Annotated in this window: 12 protein-coding genes; 8 read left to right on the forward strand and 4 right to left on the reverse strand. The window is 63.4% G+C overall.

Annotated features, from left to right (window positions below; genetic code table 11):
• Positions 1–39 precede the first annotated feature (39 nt).
• From ACOAPY_RS08770 to ACOAPY_RS08805, 8 genes are all read left to right on the forward strand, one after another.
• Positions 40–303 (forward strand): YeaC family protein, encoded by a 264-nt coding sequence (locus ACOAPY_RS08770; RefSeq protein ID WP_076578941.1) that lies wholly within the window; start codon positions 40–42, stop codon positions 301–303.
• A gap of 8 nt (positions 304–311) precedes the next feature.
• On the forward strand, positions 312–1,142 hold the full coding sequence (locus ACOAPY_RS08775; RefSeq protein ID WP_142137953.1) for a DUF2797 domain-containing protein: 831 nt from the start codon (positions 312–314) through the stop codon (positions 1,140–1,142).
• A 13-nt stretch (positions 1,143–1,155) separates the two neighbouring features.
• A complete protein-coding gene (pepN, locus tag ACOAPY_RS08780; protein ID WP_465156220.1) occupies positions 1,156–3,813 on the forward strand; it encodes an aminopeptidase N in 2,658 nt (885 codons plus the stop codon).
• Between the two features lie 359 nt (positions 3,814–4,172).
• Positions 4,173–6,101 carry a DUF1302 domain-containing protein gene (locus ACOAPY_RS08785; RefSeq protein WP_076578933.1) on the forward strand — a complete coding sequence of 643 codons (1,929 nt, stop codon included), beginning with the start codon at positions 4,173–4,175 and terminating at the stop codon, positions 6,099–6,101.
• A gap of 58 nt (positions 6,102–6,159) precedes the next feature.
• A complete protein-coding gene (locus ACOAPY_RS08790; RefSeq protein ID WP_076578931.1) occupies positions 6,160–7,530 on the forward strand; it encodes a DUF1329 domain-containing protein in 1,371 nt (456 codons plus the stop codon).
• A gap of 364 nt (positions 7,531–7,894) precedes the next feature.
• The gene (locus tag ACOAPY_RS08795) at positions 7,895–9,256 is read left to right on the forward strand and encodes a DUF1329 domain-containing protein (RefSeq protein ID WP_076578929.1); all 1,362 of its coding nucleotides are present in this window, start codon (positions 7,895–7,897) and stop codon (positions 9,254–9,256) included.
• A gap of 178 nt (positions 9,257–9,434) precedes the next feature.
• Positions 9,435–10,511: a WD40/YVTN/BNR-like repeat-containing protein gene (locus ACOAPY_RS08800; protein ID WP_372237595.1), complete on the forward strand. Its 1,077-nt coding sequence runs from the start codon at positions 9,435–9,437 to the stop codon at positions 10,509–10,511.
• An 18-nt stretch (positions 10,512–10,529) separates the two neighbouring features.
• Positions 10,530–12,914 carry an efflux RND transporter permease subunit gene (locus ACOAPY_RS08805; RefSeq protein WP_076429509.1) on the forward strand — a complete coding sequence of 795 codons (2,385 nt, stop codon included), beginning with the start codon at positions 10,530–10,532 and terminating at the stop codon, positions 12,912–12,914.
• Between the two features lie 86 nt (positions 12,915–13,000).
• Here the strand turns inward: ACOAPY_RS08805 and ACOAPY_RS08810 are convergent, their stop codons facing one another.
• From ACOAPY_RS08810 to asnB, 4 genes are read right to left on the reverse strand one after another with little or no spacing between them, the layout of a single operon-like run.
• Positions 13,001–13,780: a WecB/TagA/CpsF family glycosyltransferase gene (locus ACOAPY_RS08810; RefSeq protein WP_076578926.1), complete on the reverse strand. Its 780-nt coding sequence runs from the start codon at positions 13,778–13,780 to the stop codon at positions 13,001–13,003.
• Complete coding sequence (locus ACOAPY_RS08815; RefSeq protein ID WP_465156222.1) at positions 13,777–15,042, reverse strand: hypothetical protein; 1,266 nt, start codon at positions 15,040–15,042, stop codon at positions 13,777–13,779. Before ACOAPY_RS08815 ends, ACOAPY_RS08810 begins: the two co-directional genes overlap by 4 nt.
• The gene (locus ACOAPY_RS08820; RefSeq protein WP_465156224.1) at positions 15,039–16,034 is read right to left on the reverse strand and encodes a class I SAM-dependent methyltransferase; all 996 of its coding nucleotides are present in this window, start codon (positions 16,032–16,034) and stop codon (positions 15,039–15,041) included. The genes ACOAPY_RS08815 and ACOAPY_RS08820 overlap by 4 nt, the downstream gene beginning before the upstream one ends.
• The gene (gene asnB, locus ACOAPY_RS08825) at positions 16,027–17,871 is read right to left on the reverse strand and encodes an asparagine synthase (glutamine-hydrolyzing) (RefSeq protein WP_465156226.1); all 1,845 of its coding nucleotides are present in this window, start codon (positions 17,869–17,871) and stop codon (positions 16,027–16,029) included. The genes ACOAPY_RS08820 and asnB overlap by 8 nt, the downstream gene beginning before the upstream one ends.
• Positions 17,872–17,878 lie beyond the last annotated feature (7 nt).

Consider the following 17,878-nt stretch of genomic DNA (forward strand, 5'->3'; position numbering starts at 1 on the left):
ACTTGGCGTTCTGTTTGGCTTTCCCTGTTGGAGTCCGCGATGTCGTCCTTTGCCGAAATGATCCAGAACATCACGCCTGAGATCTACCAGAGCCTCAAGCTGGCAGTGGAGATCGGCAAGTGGCCGGATGGCCGCAAGCTCACCCAGGAACAGAAGGAGCTGTCGCTGCAGGCCATGATTGCCTGGGAAATCCAGAACCTGCCGGAGGAGGAGCGCACCGGCTACATGGGCCCGCAGGAGTGCCAGTCCCACGCTGAGCCGATCCCGAACCTGCTGTTCAAGTCCAACGACACCCTGCACTGATGAGCGCGATGAACGAGCTCGGCCGCGGCAGTCTGAGCAAGATGGCCGTGCGCCTGGGGGAAACGGCGCAGTACGCCTTTCGCCTGGACGAGCAGGAAGTGCCGGTCAACCCGCTGCTGGGCAAGCGCGTGCGCCTGGAGTTTCTCGGTGCCATCCACTGCACTCACTGCGGGCGCAAGACCAAGAAGAGTTTCTCCCAGGGCTACTGCTACCCCTGTTTCACCAAGCTGGCGCAGTGCGACAGCTGCATCGTCAGCCCGGAGAAGTGTCACTTCGACGCCGGCACCTGCCGCGAGCCGGAGTGGGGCGAGCGTTTCTGCATGACCGACCACGTGGTGTACCTGGCCAACTCCTCCGGGGTGAAGGTCGGCATCACCCGCGCCAGCCAGATTCCCACCCGCTGGCTCGATCAGGGGGCCAGCCAGGCGCTGCCGATCTTCCGTGTCGCCACCCGCCAGCAGTCCGGGCTGGTCGAAGACCTGCTGCGCACCCAGGTGGCGGACAAGACCAACTGGCGCGCGCTGCTCAAGGGTGATGCCGTGCCGCTCGATTTGCCGGCCATCCGCGACCAGCTGCTGGAAAGCTGCGCCGAGGGTATTGCTGCGCTGCAGCAGCGCTTTGGTCTGCAGGCGATCCAGCCGGTCGGTGATGCCGATGTGCTGGAAATCCGTTACCCGGTGGAGGCCTACCCGACCAAGGTGGCCAGCCACGACCTCGAGAAGACGCCAGTGGTGGAGGGCATCCTCCGGGGCATCAAGGGCCAGTACCTGATCCTCGACACGGGCGTGATCAACCTGCGCAAATACACGGCCTACCAGGTCGCCGTACTCACCGAATAAGAGGCCACAAGCCATGCGTACCGAACAGCCGAAGATGATCTACCTCAAGGACTACCAGGTTCCCGACTACCTGATCGACGAGACCCACCTGACCTTCGAGCTGTTCGAGGACCACACCCTGGTGCACGCCCAGCTGGTGATGCGGCGTAACCCCGAGGCCAGCGCCGGCTTGCCGCCGCTGGTGCTGGACGGCCAGCAGCTGGAACTGCTGGAACTGAAGCTGGACGACCGCGTGCTCTCCGCTGCCGACTACCAGCTGACCGACAGCCACCTGACCCTGCAGCCGACGCAGGAACAGTTCGTCATCGACAGCACGGTGCGCATCCACCCGGAAAGCAACACCGCGCTGGAGGGCCTGTACAAGTCCAGCGGCATGTTCTGCACCCAGTGCGAGGCCGAGGGCTTCCGCAAGATCACCTACTACCTCGACCGCCCGGACGTGATGAGTACCTTCACCACCACGCTCAGCGCCGAGCAGCATCGCTATCCGGTGCTGCTGTCCAACGGCAACCCGATTGCCAGCGGCAGCGAGGAGAGCGGTAGGCATTGGGCGACCTGGGAAGACCCGTTCAAGAAGCCGGCCTACCTGTTCGCCCTGGTCGCCGGCGACCTCTGGTGCGTGGAAGACCGCTTCACCACCATGAGCGCCCGCGAAGTCACCCTGCGCATCTATGTCGAGCCGGAGAACATCGACAAGGTGCAGCACGCCATGGACAGCCTGAAGAAGTCGATGAAGTGGGACGAGGAGGTGTACGGGCGCGAGTACGACCTGGACATCTTCATGATCGTCGCGGTCAACGACTTCAACATGGGTGCCATGGAGAACAAGGGCCTCAACATCTTCAACTCCAGCTGCGTGCTGGCCAAGGCCGAGACGGCCACCGACGCCGCTCACCAGCGCGTCGAGGCGGTGGTGGCCCACGAGTACTTCCACAACTGGTCGGGCAACCGGGTGACCTGCCGCGACTGGTTCCAGCTGTCGCTGAAAGAAGGCTTCACCGTGTTTCGCGATGCCGAATTCTCGGCCGACATGAACTCGCGCACGGTCAAGCGCATCGAGGACGTGGCCTACCTGCGTACTCACCAGTTCGCCGAGGATGCCGGCCCGATGGCCCACCCGGTGCGTCCGGACAGCTTCATGGAGATTTCCAACTTCTACACCCTGACCGTCTACGAGAAGGGTTCGGAAGTGCTGCGCATGATCCACACCCTGCTCGGGCCGCAGCTGTTCCGCAAGGGTTCGGACCTGTACTTCGCCCGCCACGACGGCCAGGCGGTGACCTGCGATGACTTCATCAAGGCCATGGAGGATGCCAGTGGCGTCGACCTGACCCAGTTCAAGCGCTGGTACAGCCAGGCTGGCACGCCGCGCCTGGACGTCAGCGAGAGCTACGACGCGGCGGCCAACACCTACCGCCTGCAACTGCGCCAGAGCTGCCCGGCCACTCCGGGCCAGGCCGATAAGCTGCCCTTCGTCATCCCGCTGGAGCTGGCCCTGCTCGACGCCCAGGGGCGCGAGCTGCCGCTGCAGCTGGTCGGTGAAGACAAGCCGGTCGGCACCAGCCGCGTGCTCCAGGTGACCCAGGCCGAGCAGGCCTTCACCTTCGTCAATATCGCCGAGCAGCCGCTGCCTTCGTTGCTGCGCGGCTTCAGCGCGCCGGTCAAGCTGAGCTTCCCCTACAGCCGCGACCAGCTGATGTTCCTTATGCAGCACGACAGTGATGGGTTTAATCGCTGGGAGGCCGGCCAGCAGCTGGCCGTGCAGGTGCTGCAGGAGTTGATCGGCCAGCACCAGCGCGGCGAGCCGCTGGCGCTCGATCCGCGCCTGGTCGCGGCCCTGCGCAGCGTGCTGGAGAACGACAGCCTGGATCAGGCCATGGTCGCCGAGATGCTGTCGCTGCCGGGGGAGGGCTACCTGACCGAGATCAGTGATGTGGCCGACGTCGATGCCATCCACGTGGCCCGTGAGTTCGCCCGTGCGCAGCTGGCCGAAGCGCTGTTCGAGCCGCTGTGGGCGCGCTACCAGGCCAATCGCGAGGTGTCGCGCAACACGGCCTATGTGGCCGAGTCGGGCCATTTCGCCCGCCGCAGTCTGCAGAACATCGCGCTGTCCTACCTGATGCTGACCGGCAAGCCGCAGGTGCTGGCTGCAGCTCTGGAACAGTACGAGGCCTGCGACAACATGACCGAGCGCCTGACCGCGCTGGCCGTGCTGGTCAACTCACCGTTCGAGGTGGAGAAGGCCGAGGCGCTCAAGGCTTTCGCCGAGCATTTCAAGGACAACGCCCTGGTCATGGACCAGTGGTTCAGCGTGCAGGCCGCCTGCACTCTGCCGGGCGGCCTGGCCCGCGTGCAGGCGCTGATGCAGCACCCGGCCTTCACCCTGAAGAACCCGAACAAGGTGCGCGCGTTGATCGGCGCCTTCGCCGGGCAGAACCTGGTCAACTTCCATGCGGCCGACGGCAGCGGCTACCGCTTCCTGGCCGACCAGGTGATCAGCCTGAATGCCACCAACCCGCAGATCGCCTCGCGCCAGCTCGGCCCGCTGACCCGCTGGCGCAAGTACGACGCTTCGCGCCAGGCGCTGATGCGCGGTGAGCTGGAACGCATTCTGGCCAGCGGCGAGCTGTCCAGCGACGTGTTCGAGGTGGTCAGCAAGAGTCTGGCCTGACCCTGTATCGGCGTTACCAAGCAAGCGCTCGGTAACGCCGGCTGTTACGCGGTGTTTCCTTTCTGCCTGATCAGCTTTGCCGCGTCGCTCCAAGCCGCATGCCAGACGCGTTTTCCCCTTCCGAAGCGGTCGATTCTCAAGGTTAAACCGCGCCAGGCAGCAGACAAATTGAGACATCCTTGGGGGGGATTGGCCATTTTTGGGACTGTCGTGCCCGAAAGGTGAAATCCTCGTCCCGCGCGGCCTTCTTGGTATCGATCTTGAATAGTCTCTGTTCGCTCGCGAAGCCGGCATAGACCGGCACCTCGCGCCAGTGGCTCAGAGCCCATAACAAGAACAATCGATCCATGGAGTTGCCGATGGCCATCCCCTTGCGCAAGTCATCTCTTTGTCTCGCCCCTGCCAAGGCGGGTTTTGCCTTAGCCGGCCTCATTCCGCTGGTGCTGGCAGTGCCGGCGGGTGCTGTGGAGTTCAGCTTCGTCGATGGCGAAGTGACCGGCTCGCTGGATACCACGCTGTCCTACGGCCAGCTCTACCGGGTACAGGGCCGGGACAAGACCAACGACGATACCAACGGCAACGACGGCAATCGCAACTTCGACACCGGCCTGGTTTCCGAGGTGTTCAAGATCACCTCCGACCTGGAGGCCAACTACCAGAACTACGGCCTGTTCGTGCGCGGCACCGCCTTCTATGACACCCAGATCATGGACAAGCGCAACGACAACGACGACTTCCGTCCGAGCCAGAGCTATCCCAACAACCGTGACTTCACCGACGGCACCCGCGATAGCGCTGGCAACAATGCTGAAATCCTCGATGCCTATGTTTACGGCAACTGGGACGTTGGCAGCATGCCACTGACCGTCAAGGTCGGTCGCCAGGTGTTCAACTGGGGTGAGGGCATCTTCTACCGTGGTGGCATCAACACCACCAACCCGATCGACGCCGCCAAGTTCCGCCTGCCAGGCTCCGAGCTCAAGGAAGTGCTGGTGCCGGTGGAGGCTTTCAACTTCAACATCGGCCTGACCGACAACCTGTCGCTGGAAAGTTTCTACCAGTGGAACTGGAAGGAGTCGGCCATCGATCCGGTCGGCACCTTCTTCTCCGAGACCGACCTGTTTGCCGATGGCGGTATCACGGCCTATACGCGCTATGACAACCCGCTGCTGCCAACGGTGATGTCGGGCTATGAGAGTGCGCTTGCTGCCGGCCTGGTTGGCAATGGCACGTTCGGCCCCAACTCATACCTGGATCCGGAGAACAAGGTGTTCAAGGTGGCCAACGTCGGCGGCGACATCAACGCCAAGAACGATGGCCAGTACGGCTTCGCCCTGCGTTATGTCGCCGAGGAGCTGAACCTTACCGAGTTCGGTTTCTACTTCATCAACTATCACGCCAAGGAGCCGCAGATCGCGGTGGACCTGAGCCAGTACGACGGTGTCGACCTGGCTGCGCTGCAGTCAGCGCAGGGGCCGTTTGCCTCGGCAGTCGCCACGCTGGACGCCGCCGCCAACGCCGTGGCCCGTCGCGAGTACGTGGAGGATATCCGCGTCTACGGCTTCAGCTTCAACACCAATATCGGCGAAGCCTCGGTATTCGGCGAGATCGCCTATAGGCCCAACCTGCCGGTGGGTATCAGCGCCACCAACGATCTGCTGGGCGATCTGCTGGTCCCCGGCTTCTTTGGCGAGACCAATATCTACGACGGCAATGTTCCGGGCGATCAGGCCTGCTCCGCGATTTCCGGCAAGCAGCTGTGCCGCGGGCCGCTGTTCCACAACTACGAGCGCATCGAGGCGTTCAACCTGTCCATCGGCACCATCTACAACTTTGGCCCGGCGATAAGCTTCGACTCGCTGCTCGGGGTAGCCGAGCTGGCCTCCGAGCATGCCCGCGCCAGTGACCTCACCTATACCGCCTACGACGGCAGCGAGCGCGGCTTTGCCGGCCGCCCCAACGGTGCCTACGTCTCCGGTTACGACGATGAGGATCAGCTGGATCGCGATGCCTATGGCTACACCCTGGCGCTGTCCGGTACCTGGAACGATGTGTATGCCGGGGTCAACCTGTCGCCCTTCGCCGTGTTCAAGCACAACTTCCAGGGCAACTCGCACCAGACCGGCAACTTCGTCGAGGGCGCGATGGCCTACTCGGTTGGTCTGCGCGCCAGCTACCTGAACAGCTTGGAGGCCGAGGTGCAGTACACCGAGTACTACGGTGCCGGGCAGAACAACAGCGGCCGCGACCGCGACAACGTCGGCGTCAACCTCAAGTATTCCTTCTGACCATCCTTTTCAGGGGCGGGCGGTCATGCCGCTCGCCCCGCCAGTACGGAGAAGCACCATGTTGATGAAGCACACGCTGATGGGCGCCGCCGTGGCCCTCGCGCTTTCCGCCGGCAGCGCGCTGGCTGCCGTGTCCGCCGAAGAGGCGGCCAAGCTCGGCAGCACGCTGACCCCCTTCGGCGCGGAAAAAGCCGGCAATGCGGACGGCAGTATCCCGGCCTGGACCGGTGGCATCACCCAGGCGCCGGCCGGCTACAAAGGCAGCGGCCAGCACCATATCGACCCGTTCCCGGATGACAAGCCGCTGTTCACCATCACCAAGGCCAACCTGGAGCAGTACAAAGACAAGCTGAGCGCGGGGCAGATCGCCCTGTTCAATGCCTATCCGGAGAGCTTCCAGATGCCGGTGTACCAGAGCCGTCGCTCCGGCTCGGCACCGCAGTGGGTGTATGACAACAGCATCAAGAACGCCACCACCGCCAAGCTGGTCGAAGGCGGCAACGGTTTTGCCGACGCTTATGGCGGCATTCCGTTCCCCATTCCGCAGAGCGGTCTGGAAGCGTTGTGGAACCACATCGTGCGTTATCGCGGCACCTACATCACCCGTCGCTCGGTGGAGGCGGCTGTGCAGCGCAGCGGCGCCTATTCGCCGGTAGTGTCCGAGGTCGAGGCGCTGTTCCGTTACTACGATCCGAAGGGCAGCTACGCCGACCTCAACAACATCCTGTTCTACTACCTGAACTTCACCAAGAGCCCGGCGCGCCTGGCCGGCGGTGCGGCGCTGGTACACGAGACCCTCGATCAGGTGAAGGAGCCGCGTCAGGCCTGGGCCTATGCGGCCGGACAACGCCGCGTGCGGCGCGCGCCGAACCTGGCCTACGACACGCCGATCGCCGCCTCCGAAGGCCTGCGTACCGCCGACGACACCGACATGTTCAACGGTTCGCCGGATCGCTACGAGTGGAAGCTGGTAGGCAAGAAGGAGCTGTACATCCCCTACAACAACTATCGCGTCTCCGCAGCAGGGGTGAAGTACGAGGATGTGCTGAAGACCGGCCACGTCAACCCGGCGCTGACCCGCAACGAGCTGCACCGTGTCTGGGTGGTGGAGGGCACGCTCAAGCCGGGTGCGCGCCACGTGTATGGCAAGCGCACCCTGTTCCTCGACGAGGACAGCTGGCAGGCCGCCGTGGTCGACCAGTACGACACCCGTGGCGAGTTGTGGCGCGTGTCCATTGCCTACCTGAAGAACTACTACGATCTGCCCACCACCTGGTCGGCCATGGAAGCCTTCCATGATCTGCAGAGCCGCCGCTACTACGTGCAGAACCTCGATACCGAGGAGCCTGGCACCGTCAATTTTGCCAAGGCGGTTCCCGAGGACAGCGAGTTCACCCCATCCGCACTGCGCCGCCGCGGCACCCGCTAAGGCATCGGCTACTCCCGCTGCTCGTTTGAGCGGCCTTCTATCGACCCGGTCTCGTGACTGGGTCGACGTTTTTCTGCCTGACCGAAAAGCCGCTTGCAGACCCCTTGGTCGCTGTGCTCCCGCGTGCGCTGCTTGGCGCTTTTGCCCGGCACAATCTGCTTAACTGCCGCGCGCTCGGGCTGGCATCTTGCCATCCCGGTCATGGGTCATCACCCGCAATGCCCCGATCCGTGCGCGCCGGCAGTCCGCGCGCCGGGCATTGCTGCAGGCCTTCCGGAAAGGATGCGGGCTTCCGGCACACCCTGGTGGTGGTGCGTACAGTTGGCCAGCCATGCCTGGCCCGAACGAGTGGAGCACAACAAGAATGTTGAAAGGACTGTTTGCGACGGGGCTGCTGCTGTGCCTGTCGAATGCCGCGCTGGCCGCGGTAAGCGCCGAGGAAGCGGCCAAGCTGGGCGGCAGCCTGACCCCGCTGGGCGGCGACAAGGCGGCCAACGCCGCGGGCACCATTCCCGCCTGGAGCGGCGGCATCACCCAGGTCCCTGCCGGTTATGCCGGGCCCGGCCATCACCATGTCGATCCGTTTGCCGGTGACAAACCGCTGTTCACCATCAACAAGGCCAACCTGGAACAGTACCGGGACAACCTGACGCCCGGACAGCTGGCGCTGTTCCGCACCTATCCGGACAGCTTCCAGATGCCGGTCTACCAGACCCGGCGCAGTGCCTCGGCACCGCAGTGGGTGTACGACAACACCCGGCGCAATGCCGAGAAAGCACGTCTGCTGGAAGGTGGCAATGGTTTCGCCGAGGCCTACGGTGGCATTCCTTTCCCGATTCCGCAAAGCGGCGTCGAGGCGGTGTGGAACCACGTTGCCCGCTATCGCGGCACCTACGCGGTGCGTCAGTCTTCGGACGCCAGCGTGCAGCGCAACGGCAGCTATGCGCTGATCACCACACAGCAGGAAGCGCTGTTCAGCTACTACCGCCAAGGCGGTTCGGTCGAGCAGTTGGACAACATGCTGTTCTACTACATGGCCGTGACCAAGGCGCCGGCGCGCCTGGCCGGTGGTGCGCTCCTGGTTCACGAGACCCTCGATCAGGTGCAGGAGGCACGCCAGGCCTGGGCCTACGCCGCCGGCCAGCGCCGCGTGCGGCGAGCCCCCAGCGTGGCCTACGACACGCCGTTGGGCACCGCCGACAACCTGATGACGGCCGACGACAAGGACATGTTCAACGGCTCGCCGGACCGTTACGACTGGAAGCTGCTGGGCAAGCGGGAGATCTATATCCCCTACAACAACTACAGGCTCTCCAGCCCGGACGTCCGTTACGACCAGCTGATCAAACCCGGTCACCTCGACCCGCAGTTCACCCGTCACGAACTGCACCGTGTCTGGGTGGTGGAGGGGACGCTCAAGCCGGGCGCACGACACATCTACGGCAAGCGCACGCTGTACCTTGACGAGGACAGCTGGCAGGTGGCCCTGGCCGATCAGTACGACAGTCGTGGTGAGCTGTGGCGCGTCTCGGTTGCCTACCTGAAGAACTACTACGAGCTGCCCACTACCTGGTCGGCGCTGGACGTGTTCCACGACCTGCAGTCCGGTCGCTACTACGTGCAGAACCTCGACAACGAGGAGAACGGCACCAGCGACTTCGGCCAGCCGCTGCCGGACGACAACCACTTCTCGGTGGCGACCCTGCGCCGCGTCGGCACACGCTGAGCAGATGCGGAAAGGCCGCCGATAAAACCGGCGGCCTTCTACATGGCGTTGTCCGAGCGTAACCGGCGCTTAACAAAACATAACGTCACGCCGATTGTCAGGTTTTTCCAAAGCCGTATAGCATGAGCCCGCCTGATAAAAGGCGTGAACCCACCTATAAGAATAAAGGGGGAAATATATGCGTGAGCCCGTCATGCGGCGCACCCACTCCGGCGCCCTGAGTTTCCAGGCCCCGGCCCGTCATCCATCGCCGCTGGCGAAAGCGCTGTCTCTGCTCAGCGTATGTTCCGTTCTGGCCTTCGCTGCGCCTCTGCCGCTGCAGGCCGCGGAAGCAGCCACCATTACCTCCATCGAATCGCCCAAGGCCGTGACCAGCCTGCTGCTGGACATCGCCCATGCCGGCAAGCGCCTGGTCGCTGTTGGTGATCGCGGCCACATCCTGTTCTCCGAAGACGCTGGTCGCAACTGGGTGCAGGCCCGGGTGCCCAGCCGTCAACTGCTGACCGCCGTGTACTTTGTCGATGACAAGCATGGCTGGGCGGTCGGTCACGACGCACAGATCCTCGCCAGCGACGACGGCGGCGCCAACTGGGAATTGCAGCACGAGGATCTGGAGCGCGAAGCGCCGCTGCTGGATATCTGGTTCCGTGATACCAGCACCGGTTACGCCGTCGGCGCCTACGGTGCGCTGCTGGAAACCAGTGACGGCGGCAAGACCTGGAATGACGTCAGCGACCGTCTGGACAACGAAGACGGTTATCACCTCAACGGCATTACCGCGGTTAAGGATGCTGGCCTGTTCGTGGTGGGCGAGGCGGGCAGCATGTTCCGTTCCGCCGATTGGGGGCAGACCTGGGAGAAAGTCCAGGGCCCTTATGAGGGCACCCTGTTCGGCGCGCTCGGCACCGCCAGCGCCAACACCCTGTTGGCCTATGGCCTGCGCGGCAACCTGTTCCGCTCCACCGATTTCGGCAAGAGCTGGCAGCAGATCAAGCTGCTCTCCGAGAGCGGTCCGCTGGAGTTCGGCCTGGCCAATGGCAGCCTGCTCAAGGACGGTACCCTGGTCATCGTCGGTCATGGCGGCAGTGTGCTGACCAGCAAGGACGCCGGGCGTGCCTTCACCGTCGTCAACCGTGCCGACCGTGCCTCGCTGGCCGGCGCCACCGACGATGCGGCGGGCAATCTGGTCCTGGTGGGCCAGGGCGGCGTGCACCTCGCTACTCCGACTGGCCTCGAGCCAGGCAAAAAACAATAAGCCGGGGCGAATCAGCATATGAGTTCCATGAACCATCATCAGGACAAGGCGACTTTTCTTGAGCGCCTGATCTTCAACAACCGCCCGGTCGTTATCGCACTGTGCGCGCTGATCACCATTCTCCTGCTGTGGCAGGCCTCGCACATTCGTCCCTCGACCAGCTTCGAGAAGATGATTCCGCTAGAGCATCCCTTCATCCAGAACATGCTCGAGCACCGCAACGATCTGGCCAACCTGGGCAACACCGTGCGAATTTCCGTGGAGGCGAAAGATGGTGACATCTTCTCCAAGGAGTACATGGAAACCCTGCGCCAGATCCACGACGAAGTGTTCTACATCGCCGGTGTCGACCGTTCGGGCCTGAAGTCGCTGTGGAGCCCGGCCGTGCGCTGGACCGAAGTGACCGAGGAAGGCTTCGACGGTGGCGAGGTGATTCCGCAGACCTACGACGGCTCTGCCGAGAGTCTGCAGGAGTTGCGCAACAACGTCCTCAAGTCCGGTCAGGTCGGCCGTCTGGTGGCCAACAACTTCAAGTCGAGTATCGTCGACGTACCGCTGCTCGAGCAGTACCCGGACCCGAACGACCAGAGCAAGCTGGTCAAGCTGGACTATCGCCAGTTCTCCCACGAGCTGGAAGAGAAGATCCGCGAGAAGTACCAGGCACAGAACCCTAATGTGCAGATCCACATCGTCGGTTTCGCCAAGAAGGTCGGTGACCTGATCGACGGCCTGATCATGGTGGTGGCCTTCTTCGGTATTGCCCTGGGCATCACCCTGGTGCTGCTCTACTGGTTCAGCTGGTGCATCCGCTCGACCATCTCGGTGGTCTCCACCACCCTGATCGCGGTGGTCTGGCAGCTGGGCCTGATGAACCTCGCCGGCTTCGGGCTCGACCCGTACTCGATGCTGGTGCCGTTCCTGATCTTCGCCATCGGCATCTCCCACGGGGTGCAGAAGATCAACGGTATCGCCCTGCAGTCGAGTGATGCCGACAACGCCCTGACCGCCGCACGCCGGACGTTCCGTCAGCTGTTCCTGCCGGGCATGATCGCCATCCTGGTGGACGCCGTCGGCTTCATCACCCTGCTGGTGATCGACATCGGCGTGATTCGCGAGCTGGCCATCGGCGCCTCCATCGGCGTGGCGGTGATCGTGTTCACCAACCTGATCCTGTTGCCGGTGGCGATTTCCTACATCGGTATCAGCAAGAAGGCGGTCGAGCGCAGCAAGCGTGAAGCCGGTCGTGAGCAGCCGTTCTGGCGCCTGCTGTCCAACTTCGCCCACCCGGTGGTGGCGCCGATTTCGGTGGTCATCGCGCTGTCTGCCGGTGTGGCCGCGTTCTGGTACCAGAAGGCCAACCTGCAGGTCGGCGACCTCGACCAGGGCGCGCCGGAACTGCGTCCGGACTCGCGCTACAACCAGGACAACAACTTCATCATCAGCAACTACTCGACCAGCTCCGACGTGCTGGTGGTGATGGTCAAGACGCCGAACGAGGGTTGCTCGACCCACGAGACCCTGGCGCCGATGGACCAGCTGATGTGGCGCCTGGAGAACACCGAGGGCGTGCAATCGGCCATCTCCATGGTCAGCGTGTCCAAGCAGGTGATCAAGGGGATGAACGAGGGCAGCCTCAAGTGGGAGACCCTGTCGCGCAACCCGGACATCCTCAACAACTCCATCGCCCGTGCCGATGGCCTGTACAACGCCGATTGCTCGCTGGCGCCGGTCCTGGTGTTCCTCAACGACCACAAGGCCGCCACGCTCAAGCGTGCTGTCTCGGTGGTGCAGGAGTTCGCCGCGGAAAACAACAAGGAAGGCCTGGAGTTCATCCTGGCGGCCGGTAACGCCGGCATCGAAGCGGCCACCAATGAGGTGATCGCCACGTCCGAGCTGAAGATCCTGATCCTGGTGTACATCTGCGTGGCGCTGATGTGCCTGATCACCTTCCGGTCCTTCGGCGCGATGCTGTGCATCATCCTGCCGCTGATCCTCACCTCCATCCTCGGCAATGCCCTGATGGCCTGGCTGGGTATTGGCGTGAAGGTGGCGACTCTGCCGGTAATCGCGCTGGGTGTGGGCATCGGTGTGGACTATGGCATCTACATCTACAGTCGTCTGGAGAGCTTCCTGCGCGCCGGCATGACGCTGCAGGAGGCTTACTACCAGACCCTGCGCTCCACCGGTAAGGCCGTGCTGTTCACCGGTCTGTGCCTGGCCATCGGCGTGGTTACCTGGATCTTCTCGGCGATCAAGTTCCAGGCCGACATGGGTCTGATGCTGACCTTCATGCTGCTGTGGAACATGTTCGGTGCGCTGTGGCTGCTGCCGGCCCTGGCCCGTTTCCTGATCAAGCCGGAGAAACTGGCTGGCAAGCAGGGCGGTTCGCTGTTCGCCCACTGATCGGTTGCGGTGAATGAAAAAGGGCTCCTGCGGGAGCCCTTTTGCTTTATCGGGTTCATATTGCCTGCGCACCCTGGGGGCGCGATTCAGGCAGTCGTGTTCTTTCGCTTGGTCATGAAAGTCCTGACCTTTGCAGCCAGAAGCAAGCCTGCGTAGATGTAGTTGGTGTTCAGATAGCGCCAGGCCAGTCGGCGTGGTTCGAGCAGCATGCGGAAGCACCACTCCATGCCGATGCGCTGCATCCAGCGGGGAGCCCGTGGTAGTTCTCCGGATAGCACATCGAAGGATCCACCCACTCCCATTCCCAGATTGACGCCCAGTTGTTCCCAGTGCTGGTGGAGGAAGTTCTCCTTCTTGGGGGAGCTGATACCAATGAACAGCAGTTTGGCACCGCTGGCGCGGATGGTGGCGGCGACGTCGGCCTCTTCCTCGGGCTTGAAGTAGCCATCGCGCACGCCGGCAATGCGCAGTCCGGGGTAGCGTGCCATCAACTTCTCGGCCGTTGCCTGGACGATGTTGGGTCTTGCACCGAGCAGGAAGACGGGGGCATCGAGACGAGCGGCCAGCGCACAAAGATCTCCCAGAAGGTCGATGCCGGCTCTTCTGGGGGGTACATAGGGGTGCAGCCACCTCAATCCCAGATGGATGCCCGCCCCGTCGATATGCACGCGCTCGGCCTGTTCCAGTGCCTGCATCAGGCTTGGTGTTCTGCGGGCATCGACCAGCTTGGCAACGTTCAAGCCTTCGAGGCGAATGCAGGCGTTGTTGTGCAGCGCCTGTTCGATATCGGCCAGTAGTTCCTGCGGGCTCAACAGGTCGATAGGGCAATCCAGCAAACGGATGCGGCGCTTGGTCGCTGCAGTCATGGCTGATACAACTCGCTGCGAGATGCATTGAGGCTGCGCAGTACCGCGCCGGACAGCAGCCAGAGTGCCGCTGATCCCGAGACGGACAGCATGTGTTCGGAGCTAACCAGGGTGGTCGATACACCCAACAGGAGCCAGGTGGCGGCCAGCGCCATGGGTTCTCCCTGAGTCCGATAATGACGCCAAAGCTGCATGATCAGATTGGCCAGAAAGAGCAGAAAGAGGAGGGCAGCCGGCACTCCCAGCTGGAAGGCGATGCTGAAAATCGCACCTTCGCCCCCGCCGATGGTTGCCGCTGCCGTATTGCCGGCCATCCCACCCTGTTGGCCGAGACCGGCGCCAAACAGCAGCACGCTCGGCAGGTCCTGCAGGTTCTTTTGTAAAGCCATCCAGTGGCCGATGGTCGAGCCGTCGAGGAAGTTCACACTCATGATCACGATCTGCCAGGAGGCTGCGACGATCGCCAGCGCACTGCTGCCGAGTATTAGCCAGCGCCAGCCGCGACCGGGAAGCAGGCTGCGGTTGCAGTACAGGTAGCCAAGCAGGGCGAGGCCTGCTGCAAGCATCGCACCCCGGGTTCCGGACATCCAGATTCCGGCGAACAGCACCGCACATATCAGCAGCCCGAGTGTGGTTGCGCGCCTCTGCAGCCAGGCAATGGCCAGCAGCGAGCTGATGCACAGGAACATGCCCTGGGCCAGTGGCGACGCCAGCAGGCCGGCAGCCCGACGCTCCACCTCGATACCGCCATAGAAGTTCCAGGGCAGGCCGTTCTCCGGGTTTCCTCCGACGTGCATGCCTTTAACCTCCAGCATGTACCGGGGGTAGTCGATGTCGTATAGCCAGAACTCGGTATTCTGCCGATCCCAGGCGCCGAACAGGGTGCTGGCAAGGGCGAGCATGACCAGGCAGCCTGCGAGAGTGCGCAGTTGCCCTGGCGTCCGCACGCAATAGTAGGACGCGAGAAAGAACAGTGGTGGAATCACCAAAGTGCCAAAGGAAGCAATCTGCAAGCCCAGGGGCGCGCCACCGACCGTAAGGATCAGATAGATCGCGGCCAGCCCGGCATAGCTGATCATCGGCAGCATGATCTGGGTGGGCAGGCGTGTTGTGAGCAGGCAGCACGCCGCAAGGCTGATGACCATGGCATCGCGCAGGTTTCTCAGCTCAGCGGCCGCAGGCCAGAAGCGGTATAGCCAGGCGCTGGTCAGATCGCCGAGATGGACCCAGAGCACCAGGACCAGCAGCAGGAAGAATCTCACTTCTGCTGCTCCCGATCCGGTTGTCTGTGGCGCCAGCGCTGCCATTCGCCTACTGCGCCCGGGCCGAGGACCCTGATTGCCATGCGCTTGGCCAGTGCCCTGAGGGCATCGCGTGCTCCCCACCCTACGCGCGAGATCCGGCTGTCGATGGCCTGGATGACCTGTTCTGCCTCGGCGTGCAAGGGACGCTGCAGCAGCTGCGCCGGACGGCGCGCATGCAGCCAGAGATTGCCGCTTAGGCTCGGCAGCGGATGCGGGCCGCAGCTCAGCACTTCGAACCCGGCAGCCATCGCCAGGTTGCGCAGACTGTCTCGACAGAAGTAGCTCAGGTGCGCCGGGTGCACGTACAGGCGGCTGGTCCAGTCGCCGAAAAGGTCAGGGACCTCGATCCACAGCTGGCCGTCCGGGCTCAAGGCGCGAGCCGCCAGGTCAAGGGTGGTCAGCGGGTCTATCACATGCTCCAGCGTATGAAAGGCTACCAGCCCTTGCAGGCTTCCTGGTTCGAGGGTATCGAGTCCTTCTACGAAGTGAACCTTGTGTTGCCCGAGCAAGGCTGTTCGGTTTGCCACATCAGGCTCACTGGCGCTGAGCTGCAGATCGGGGCGTTGCATGGCCGTCTCGGCGAGGAAGGCGCCAAACCCGGGGCCCAGTTCGAACAGGTTGTCCCCGGGAGCAAGTGTGGGGGCGATCAGTTGCAGGCGCTGCCGAGCAATGATCCGGTCGCCGCGCCATCGGAAGAAGCGTTCCGTGCTATGCCAGGGAATCTCGGCGGGAAAGAGCCGCCGATAAGCCACGGCATAGAATTCATCCAGGCCTTCTTCGGTGAAGCCAGGCGCCAGGTAGACTCCGGCGCAATGCGCGCAGCGACGCAGTTGCTGGCCCGAGTTGGCGTAAACCTCAGGCCAGAAGTGTCGCTGGCCGACCGTGGTTCCGCACATCCGGCACTGACCGCTGTCAATGGCTCGCCCACGCTGCCAGAGGGCTTCACGCATAGAACCTCCGGTACCAGAGCGCCACCGAGAGGGCTTGCCACAGGGTGCTGTGTTCGCCATGCGGATCGCTGAGCCTGCGTCGCAGGCTGGCAATATCGATGAAACTGCCCAGCTCGGCAGGTAGATCCTCCAGCAAGGGTTCCCAGGGCAGGCGCCGCAGCAGGAATTGCTCGGCATGGCCAAAGCCGGTGTTTTTCGGGGTCTCGACAACCGCGGCTGGGAGCTCGTTGCGGAACGCCGTGCGCAGGAGCACTTTCGAGTAGCGCTCGCCAACGCGTTCGGCAGCTGGCGTAACCAGGGCACGTTCGACCAGGCGGTAATCCATGAAAGGACTGCGCAGTTCGATCCCGGCATCCATGCTGGTGCGATCAGCCATGCGTAATACCCTGGGCAGCAGACTGCTCAGTTGATCGTCGCGCAGCCGTTGCTCCAGATCCAGGCGTGCATTGTCGCGTATGGCTTCCATGCGCTGATGCTGGGCGGACCACAGATCACCACTGATGGCCTGCACGCTGGGCCGCAGACGCCGCAGCAGGGGCGTGATTACTGCCAGCGGCATATCCCAGATCATGCGATTGAGCAGCAGCGAGCGCGGAAAGGTGTGGTGTCCCATCAACCTGGCAGCCTGTCGCCACTGCCCCTGGTGCAAGGCGCTGCGGACGGCCAGCGGGTGGTAGCGGACGGTGTAGCCGCCGAGCAATTCGTCGGCGCCCTCGCCACCGAGTACGACCTTGAATCCCTGTTCGGCAATCGCGCGGTAGGTACGGAAGCTGGCCAGTATCGAGGGCGTTGCGAAGGGTTCGCCCTGCACGCCCACCAGACTCATCAGCTCGTCGGCGCTGGGAATAGCGGCAAAGCGCACGATCCGGTGCAGGTCCGGGCGTCCGCTGGCATGCATGAACGCTGCGGCTTTGGCGGATTCGTCAACGGCTGCGTGCTCGGCTTCGCGGTAGGCATAGGTGAACGCTCCCTCCAGGCGATGCTGCGGAGAGTCGCTGGCCTTGAGCGCCAGGTGCGTGATGATCGAGCTGTCCAGGCCCCCGGAAAGCAGGCTGGCCACCGGCACATCGGCGCGTAGGCGCAGGTTCACGGCGTCGGCGAGCAGTGCGTGCAGGGCTTCTGCATCGAGTGGCTCCAGTTCACCCGGCTGCGGCCAGTGATGGTAAGCCCGCGCGTGGGTTCGTCCTGTGCGGCTCAGCCGATAGACCTGCCCCGGGGGGACTGCCTGAATGCCCTGGAAGAAGGTGGCATGGCTCTGCTCGGAATACGAAGTCACCAAGAAGTCGAACAGTTTCTCCGGATTGGGGGCCGGGTACCCCCCCCTGAAATCAGCGATGGCGGAGATCTCGCTGGCCAGTATGGCTGTCTGCCCGTCATGGCACAGGTAGAGCGGTTTGACGCCCAGTCGGTCGCGACAATAGACCAGATCGCCGCTGGCGGCGTCCCAGATCACCAGTGCCCACATGCCGTTGCAGCGCGCGAACAGTTCCTCACCCCATACCCGCCAGCCGTGCAGCAACACTTCGGTATCGCTGTCGGTCCTGAACACGCAGCCGGCGGCGCGCAGTTCATCGCGCAAACTGCGGAAGTTGTAGATGGCGCCGTTGAACACCAGCGAGTTGCCCGTATGCGGGCAGACCATGGGCTGGGCGGCTACCGTGCGGGTGTCGTAGATGGCCAGGCGCCTATGGCCCAGGACGGTGCGGGGCGTCTGCTCTACAGTGGCCAGACCCTCGCCATCTGGGCCGCGGCGGGCCAGACTGGCGAGCGCGCGCTGGACTGCGGGCTCCAGGTTGCTGGCGGCGGAAAAGTCACGAACTGCAATCAGACCGCACACTGGTTTG

The organism is Pseudomonas stagnisoli (genome assembly GCF_048595745.1).
In the GTDB taxonomy this organism is placed as follows: domain Bacteria; phylum Pseudomonadota; class Gammaproteobacteria; order Pseudomonadales; family Pseudomonadaceae; genus Aquipseudomonas; species Aquipseudomonas alcaligenes_A.

Bases quoted from the DNA above. Each gene is read 5' to 3' on its own strand.
- ACOAPY_RS08790 (WP_076578931.1), top strand. From the start codon at position 6,160: ATGTTGATGAAGCACACGCTGATGGGCGCCGCCGTGGCCCTCGCGCTT.
- ACOAPY_RS08820 (WP_465156224.1), bottom strand. From the start codon at position 16,034: ATGCGTGAAGCCCTCTGGCAGCGTGGGCGAGCCATTGACAGCGGTCAG.
- pepN (WP_465156220.1), top strand. From the start codon at position 1,156: ATGCGTACCGAACAGCCGAAGATGATCTACCTCAAGGACTACCAGGTT.
- ACOAPY_RS08775 (WP_142137953.1), top strand. From the start codon at position 312: ATGAACGAGCTCGGCCGCGGCAGTCTGAGCAAGATGGCCGTGCGCCTG.
- ACOAPY_RS08810 (WP_076578926.1), bottom strand. From the start codon at position 13,780: ATGACTGCAGCGACCAAGCGCCGCATCCGTTTGCTGGATTGCCCTATC.
- ACOAPY_RS08785 (WP_076578933.1), top strand. From the start codon at position 4,173: ATGGCCATCCCCTTGCGCAAGTCATCTCTTTGTCTCGCCCCTGCCAAG.
- ACOAPY_RS08795 (WP_076578929.1), top strand. From the start codon at position 7,895: ATGTTGAAAGGACTGTTTGCGACGGGGCTGCTGCTGTGCCTGTCGAAT.
- ACOAPY_RS08805 (WP_076429509.1), top strand. From the start codon at position 10,530: ATGAGTTCCATGAACCATCATCAGGACAAGGCGACTTTTCTTGAGCGC.
- ACOAPY_RS08770 (WP_076578941.1), top strand. From the start codon at position 40: ATGTCGTCCTTTGCCGAAATGATCCAGAACATCACGCCTGAGATCTAC.
- ACOAPY_RS08800 (WP_372237595.1), top strand. From the start codon at position 9,435: ATGCGTGAGCCCGTCATGCGGCGCACCCACTCCGGCGCCCTGAGTTTC.